The sequence below is a fragment of the Rhodococcus sp. 24CO genome (genome assembly GCF_050586165.1).
Classification (GTDB): Bacteria; Actinomycetota; Actinomycetes; order Mycobacteriales; family Mycobacteriaceae; genus Rhodococcus_F.
This window is the reverse complement of sequence record NZ_JAZFNF010000013.1, coordinates 97,228-104,225: the sequence shown is the minus strand read 5'-3', so window position 1 is coordinate 104,225 and position 6,998 is coordinate 97,228. Positions and strand designations below refer to the sequence as shown.

Genomic DNA, 6,998 nt, shown 5'->3' with positions numbered 1-6,998 from the left:
CCGTCGAGATGGGCGGGCTCATCCGATCCTGCGCGTAGCGCTGAATCGTGGATCACCACATGGACCAACGGCCGGCGAATGATCACCAGACCACTACGGTCCTGCGGGCAATCGCTGCGGTCGCAGTCGCACACCAGCACCGTCGAACCACTCACCAAAGCGCCCAACGCATCCGCGCGGCGCTGCTCATACGTACGCGAATCGTGGCGGCACACCGACATCGCCAACTCCCGCAACCTGCCGTCGAACGCACGAGCCTGCTCCGCCGGAATGCTGCCGAGGATGCGGGCCATACCGTCTTCGGCGGCACTGACCCCCACAAACCGATCCGCCAAGGCCCGGCGTCGGCGTTCTCGCAGTCCTTCCGGATCAACCCGGGCCACGATCCGGTCGATCGCCGCCGTCAACCGGCGACCCGTCAACCCGACACCGCCATCCACTGCTGGGGCGAGAACCTGCTCGAGCAGCAGCCGTTCGACTTCGTCGATCAACTCGTCACCGACATTTGCAGTCGGACTCGATCAAACCGACTCGGTAGAAGTCGAGTTCACCGCGGGCCATCGCCGCCCGAGTGCGATGCAACCGCGTCTTCAAGGCAAAACCCAACCCGATGAGCTTCCCCGCCGCAGCGCGCCCCATCGTCAGGACCGCGCCGACCTCGGATTCGGCTAACTCGTGCGCCGACGACGTCCACGTTCCGCCCTCGACATGCTCGGCACTCCGGCGAGTGAAGAACTCCGCCACCACCGCCAGTTTCCGCTCCACCAGCATCGCTTCACACGAATGCAACTCGGCTATCAAATCGATGAGGGCGCAATCGGTTTCGGTACCACTCAGCTGTGCCGAGATACCGAAACTTCCCACCCCCGGATCGAACACCCTCCCACGTTAATCGAAATCCTGTTCGAATACGAGGGTTCCTGAAAATCAGTCGGAAAAGTCTGAATATTGACTGGAAACTTCAGGGCGGCTTGGCTTTTGACCCTAGCTACCGGCTTCGATCATCACTGCCGCATCTTCGGCCCCGAATTTCTCCTCGAGAGTCTCGGGCGAGTAGTCGAGGTCGATCTCGGCTACGTCACGCCCGCGTGCAGACTCGATTGCCGAGAGCCGTCGCTGTGCGCGATCAGCCGCATACTCGAGAAACTCCTGGTTGTCGAGACCGAACGGCTGGACTTCGAACTGATCGTTGACCCAGTTGATGAGACCGAGAGCCATCGGCATCAACTCGCCCATGCGCGCCTGCACGACATCCCACAGGGCGTCGTCCGCGGCCACGTGTCGACGGCATGTGAAGGTTCCCCACGCCATGTGACGCCGCTCGTCGTCGCCGATCTTTTTGATCAACTGCTGCATGCCGGGCAGGATTCCCCTTGTGGCACATACCTTCTGCCAGGCGTAGTAACCCGTCAACGCAAGACTGCCCTCGATGACATGGTTGTAGGTGACGCTCGCCCGCACTTGGTTGACCGGACTGGGGTCGGTCTGGAGAATCCGCAGCGACGCCGGCAACTCCTCGTAGAACAGTTGCCGGTAATCCGGATTGTCGGCGACGTAGGAATGCAGGTCGTCAGTGAGTCCGACTTCATCCATCCAGAGCCGGAAAACCTGTGTGTGCTTGGCTTCCTCGAAACAGAATTGGGTCAGGTACATCTCGTCGCTGAACCTGCCTTCAGCGGACATCGCCTGCATGAACGGTTGGATGTCCTCCGTCACTGCTTCTTCACCGGCGATGAACTGCGCGCACAGATACGTTGCGCTGCGCTGCTGCTCACTGGTCAGCTCTTGCCAGTCTCGAGCGTCTTTCGAAAAATCGAGGTCTGCCGGGTTCCAAAATTTGGCGTTTCCCTTGGTGAACAATCGGAGTGGAAAACAATCCCAGTTCAACCCTCCTGATCGGAGGGAACTGAATCCTTCTCGCCCCGGCGAGGTGACGGTCATGATATTCCTTCTTCCCGAAACGAAGACATATGTCCGACGGGAATGCCCGCAGAACGCAGTCGTGAATCAGTTTTGCGGAATATTGCTCGACTCCGCCAGCGAAACACCCTTTGTCTGCATCGCGGCAAAGAGTTTTGCGTTCATCTCGGCCGCTTTGGCGGGCTGGTAGGACGCAAAATTGAACGGGTTGGCCAGGTTGTTCGTCTCCAGGGGATCGGCAATCAGGTCGTACAGTTCGTATTGGGGCGCAGCAGTTCCCGCCGGGTCGAAGTACATTGTGTATTTCCACTGACGATCGCGAATGCAGCGAATATGGTTCGGCTGCGTGACGATGTTCTGGCCGTCGGGCGTCGCACAGTTCTGATCGTCGTAGGTGAAGAGAATCGTGTCCTGAACTTCCATGCTGGGTGCGTCGGGATACGCCGCCGCGTCGACGAGCACGGGGGTGAGATCGGTGCCGAGAAAGTTCCACGACGCACGATCCGGCACTTGCGCGAGGTTGGCGAGAGTGGGCATCACATCGATCAACGACGCCAGAGCATCCGTCTGGACGGGCTGCGGGAACAACAACGGATTGCTGATCACGAGTGGGACGCGCAGAGTTTCCTCGTACGCGTTGAACACCTTCTGCCGCAGTCCTCCGTGCGACATTCCCATCTCACCGTGATCGGACATCCGCACGATGACGGTGTCGTCGAGCATCCCCGGAGTCGCTTCCAAGGCGTCGAGAACACTGCCGATGCGCTCGTCCACGACCTTGTGCATGTAGGCGTAGAAGTTGATATATCTCCTGGCCTGATCGGGTCCGAGCAGCGGGCCGAGTCCGGCGGCGAGCAACAATTCCGACTGAACCTGAGCACTCGGTTTGTAGTTGAAGGCAAGTATTTCGTCGTAGGTCGGCGGGAGTTCGATGCCCTGCTCGAAAGCTCCCGGCGCATCGGACCCGTAGTTGTCGCACGTACCACTCATCGCATCCCACGACTGCGGGTATGCAAGGACGTCGTGCGGATTGACGAACGATACGATCAGCGCAAAAGGCTTGTCCCCTTTTGCATCCGGGCCGGTGAGAAATTCGACGGCTTCCTCGGCAGCGCGGCGGTCGTGATCGGCACATCCGCCGCCGAAATGGTCGGGGTTGGTGTCCTGCCCGGCATCAGGTGGCGTCCACCCGCCGAAACCGAATGCGGCGACATCGTCGCTGGACGGATCACCACCGGATGCGCCCTTGCTCAGATGCCATTTCCCCCGGTACTGGACGTTGTACCCGGCGGACGCCAGCATCTTCGCCATGTTCTGCTCCGACGTCTGCAACTGCGGTTCGGTGGGAGATACCGTGCCGCCCTCGGTCAGGGTTCTGGTCACACCGTGTTGCGCGGGATACAGCCCGGTGAAGAACGTGCTCCGACTGGGAGAACACATCGCCGTGTTGCAGACGGCTTGATCGAACGTCAGTCCGTGACGCGCAATGCGTTGGCGGTGAGGAAGATTCCGCTCTGCCCACCCTTGCGGCCAGTACATCGGCCGTCGTTCCTGATCGGTGATGATGACCACGATGTTGGGCTGAGCGGGAAACGAATCACTGGGCGCTGCCCGCGACGGTGTGACCGCGGCGCCCGCCGACCCGATATCCGCCATACCGGCAAGAGCCAAAGCGCCCATCCCGCCCAAGAACATCCGACGCGGCAATCCGTGACTGCAGTGGGGGACGTTCGCTGGTTCTGGGCTCACGTGCTGACGTCCTCTCACGTATGTCTGCATAAAGCAGTGTGTGCACAGAGTTGACCGTCGGCGGGTTCTCTACACATCTGGACGCGCGGTTTACGAAATGAAAGGCACAACCGCGGCCTCGAATTCTCGGTATCCGTCGCGATGAACGCTGTGACCGGTGCGAAATGACTTGACCTCACAACGCTTGACGGTGGCCGTGACCTCACGAAGCCGATCGGGATCGACCATGCCGCCGAGGCCACCGCGCAGGAACAAGGTGTCCGCTTCGATCAGCGGCAACGATTCCCACCACAGCTGATCCGGTTGGCGGAACTGCGTCAGCGCCGATCCCGTCATCGACTTGTCGAAGGCCAGAGCAGCCCGCGGATGTCGCACCAAACTTGTTGTTGCGTGCCACAGTTCGGACATGCTCGGCAGCTTGCGGGAAAATACCTGCTCCGGATCGCCCGGACGCAGCGGGAGCGGTGCTTCCTCGATGACCAGCTTGCGAACGCCGGTCGTCCGCCGCTGCGCGATCAACGACGCGGCGTGCCCGCCGAGCGAGTGCCCCACCAGGTCGACGTGATCGAGTTCCAAGTGATCACAGACGTCCATGATGTCCGCGGCAAATTCCTCGAACAGGTATGACGACGCTCGGGCACTGCGGCCGTGCCCACGAAGGTCCACCGAGACAACGCGTCGATCGCGGGACCGCAAGGCTCTGGCAAATCGGTCCCACGTGCCGCTGTCGCCGCCCATGCCGTGCACGAGGACAACAGGAGGCAGTTCGGCAGTCCCGGAAGCGGCCCCCGAATCGCGGTAGCTGATCTCGATTCCACCGGCACTGCGCACGTTAGCGATACTCACGATATTCCAGATTAGCCGTACTTACTCGTACACACCTTCCACCGACCACTCGCCACCCTCGCAGATCATCAACAACGCGCGTGATTGTTCCAACAGCACCTGCGCCCGCGCCGCCGTTCGCACCGCGGCCGAATCCCACCATCGCTCGTCGACCGGCCACGGACCTGCCCATCCTTGCACCGCCCATTCCTTGCTCCCCCACTTCAGCCTCGCCGGATGCGCGCTGAACACTCCGCGTTCCGTGACGTACACAGCTTTGCCTGACGCGTCCGCAAGCCACACCCGTGGATTGTCGACGTAAACCGATCCCGGCGACGGTTGCGGTAGCACTCCCGGCCACGGAGCCCCCGGATCATGCGCTGCTACCCGCTCATCCCCCAAGGGCACCAATGTAATTCGCTCCGACGGCCCCCTCCCCCCACTGAGGACACCCACCTGGACCGACTCGCCGCCCAATAGCCCCTGCACTCGCACCAACGCTCGCTTGGCCCGTTCGTCCTCGTCACCCACTCCGCCCCAGAGGCCCAATTGCAGAGCCCCGGCGTTGACCACTTCGACCGGTTCGAGGCGCAGCACGGTAATTCCTGCCGTTGGCTTGTCCTCACTGCGGCCGGTAAGCCACCCGTCGAGTTGCCACCGCACTCGATCAGCCGTTCCCTCCGGCGTCAGTGGCTCGGCGCAGCGCCACGTGCGAGAGAGGTTCTCGCCGTTTCCGGTGCTCGCCGATATCAGCAATCGCGTGCAGGCGACGCCGGCGCCGGACAACGTGCCATGCAGCAGAATCGCCAAGGCGCGCCCGGCGAAGGCCGCGGCGTCCACTCGTTCGATAGGCGGATCGTAATGCTGCTCCACTTCGAGATCCGGTGGCAACGCCCTGGCCGACGGTGGTCGTTCCGGTTCACCGCGCGCTGCCCGGTGCGCCAACACCGCATCGGTACCGAACCGCGACGCCACGTCGACGGCCGGCAGGTCCGCAAAGGCGCCGATGGTTCTGATCCCGAGCCGGCGCAACAGATCCACCAGCTCACCGCGATGAGGTGCGGACAAACTCGGCTCGGCCGCCAACTCCGACATCGGCAGCGGCGCAAGAAACCGAGCGCCCTCACCGAGCGGGACCAGCGCGGCTCGTCGTGCAGCTATCACCGCGGTCGACAACTGATCGGCCACCCCTATCTGGCATTCGACTCCCACGGCAGCAACCTGATCCACCAACCGTTCTGCCGCGGCCTCCTCGCTACCGAAATAGCGACTGGCGCCGCGTGAACTCAACACCAGCAGGCCCGGACGAAGCACCTCCACACCGGGTGCCGCCGCATCGACAGCCGCTGCAACCGGCTCGAACAACCGGGCATCCCGCTCCGGATCTGCCACCGCCACATGCAGTTCCGGGCATCGCGCCTGCGACTCGCGTCGGCGCAGCCCACGACGCACTCCTTCCGATCGGGCCGTCGCGCTGCATGCGATCACCCTGTTGCCTGACGTCACCGCAACCGGGTGAGTAGCCGGAAGGTCGGCTACAGCAGCAGCCGCTACTGCCGGCCAATCCGGGCACCAGAGCGCCAGAACCCTGCTCACAGCGCCACCACCTGAGCTGCGCTCACCTCGAGTGCAGGCTTCCATTCCACCCGTCCCGCTGCGCTGCAGATATCCAGACGGGTGGTGCGCGGCTGGAACGAGCGCCCTCGGGCACGCACGGCAAGGCTGAGCGATTCGAGCCGTCCCCGCCCCAACGCACGTCCGCATCCGAAGCCGCCGTACCCGTTGACCTGCGCCTCCAGCCGCACCTCCACACCATCCCAATGACCATCCGTCACAACAAGAGTGGAGCCCTTACTGCGGGCGCGGGCCACCACTGCCCGAGCCCGCGACGGAGGCACGGACGCACCCGCCAATCCCAAAATCACCAGATCCATACCGTCGAGCAGCACTGCGGCAACTTCGACCGGATCGGGCCCCGGATCCGGGACAAACGCAAGACGCTCCAACTGCGCACCCATCTCGTACGCGGCCAACGCCCCCAACTGAGGCTTGCCGACAACGGCGACATGGCCACCAGACGCGGTCACCGACGCCACCAACCCCACCAGCAACGACGCGGCCCCGGATACAGACACCACGGTTCCCCGCACCAATCCGCCCTGCGGCAGCAACTCTGCGATGCCGGCCGGCACGGGCAGGATTCCCGCCTTGCCCGCTCGATCCCCGGCCACTCCCGCCGGGGCTTCTCCTACCGCGGACTCCCCCACCGTGCCCCCGAGGGGAATCGACGACACAATCTGCCCGTCACCGCGCGCGGGGATAGAGGCCATCCGGCTGCGGAGTTCCGCCAACCGCTCCTGGCGGGACACGCCCGCCGCCTCGGCAACGCTCTCTACCACCGTCACTTCGTCATCCCCGTCCTGCGATACTTCCGGCAATCTTTTTCAAGCCGGCAAACCACGGGGAAGTCGGGGTCTGACACGCATCGAACAGACAACACAGTC

At 63.2% G+C, this 6,998-nt stretch carries 7 protein-coding genes; all 7 read right to left on the bottom strand.

Translation table 11 applies throughout. The annotated features are described in order from the left end of the window. Positions 1–491, bottom strand: a 491-nt coding sequence (locus V2B23_RS27380) for a DUF222 domain-containing protein (RefSeq protein WP_430953154.1), incomplete at its 3' end; no start/stop codon positions are given. A 4-nt stretch (positions 492–495) separates the two neighbouring features. Beyond that, on the bottom strand, positions 496–879 hold the full coding sequence (locus tag V2B23_RS27375) for a DUF222 domain-containing protein (RefSeq protein WP_430953153.1): 384 nt from the start codon (positions 877–879) through the stop codon (positions 496–498). A gap of 105 nt (positions 880–984) precedes the next feature. Next, on the bottom strand, positions 985–1,941 hold the full coding sequence (locus V2B23_RS27370) for a R2-like ligand-binding oxidase (RefSeq protein ID WP_045070744.1): 957 nt from the start codon (positions 1,939–1,941) through the stop codon (positions 985–987). A gap of 66 nt (positions 1,942–2,007) precedes the next feature. Continuing rightward, positions 2,008–3,615 (bottom strand): sulfatase-like hydrolase/transferase, encoded by a 1,608-nt coding sequence (locus V2B23_RS27365; RefSeq protein WP_430953156.1) that lies wholly within the window; start codon positions 3,613–3,615, stop codon positions 2,008–2,010. 144 nt (positions 3,616–3,759) lie between these two features. After that, complete coding sequence (locus tag V2B23_RS27360) at positions 3,760–4,515, bottom strand: alpha/beta fold hydrolase (RefSeq protein ID WP_430953152.1); 756 nt, start codon at positions 4,513–4,515, stop codon at positions 3,760–3,762. Between the two features lie 21 nt (positions 4,516–4,536). Beyond that, a complete protein-coding gene (locus V2B23_RS27355) occupies positions 4,537–6,090 on the bottom strand; it encodes a DNA polymerase Y family protein (protein ID WP_430953151.1) in 1,554 nt (517 codons plus the stop codon). Continuing rightward, complete coding sequence (locus V2B23_RS27350) at positions 6,087–6,899, bottom strand: hypothetical protein (RefSeq protein WP_430953150.1); 813 nt, start codon at positions 6,897–6,899, stop codon at positions 6,087–6,089. Before V2B23_RS27350 ends, V2B23_RS27355 begins: the two co-directional genes overlap by 4 nt. Between the last annotated feature and the right edge of the window lie 99 nt (positions 6,900–6,998).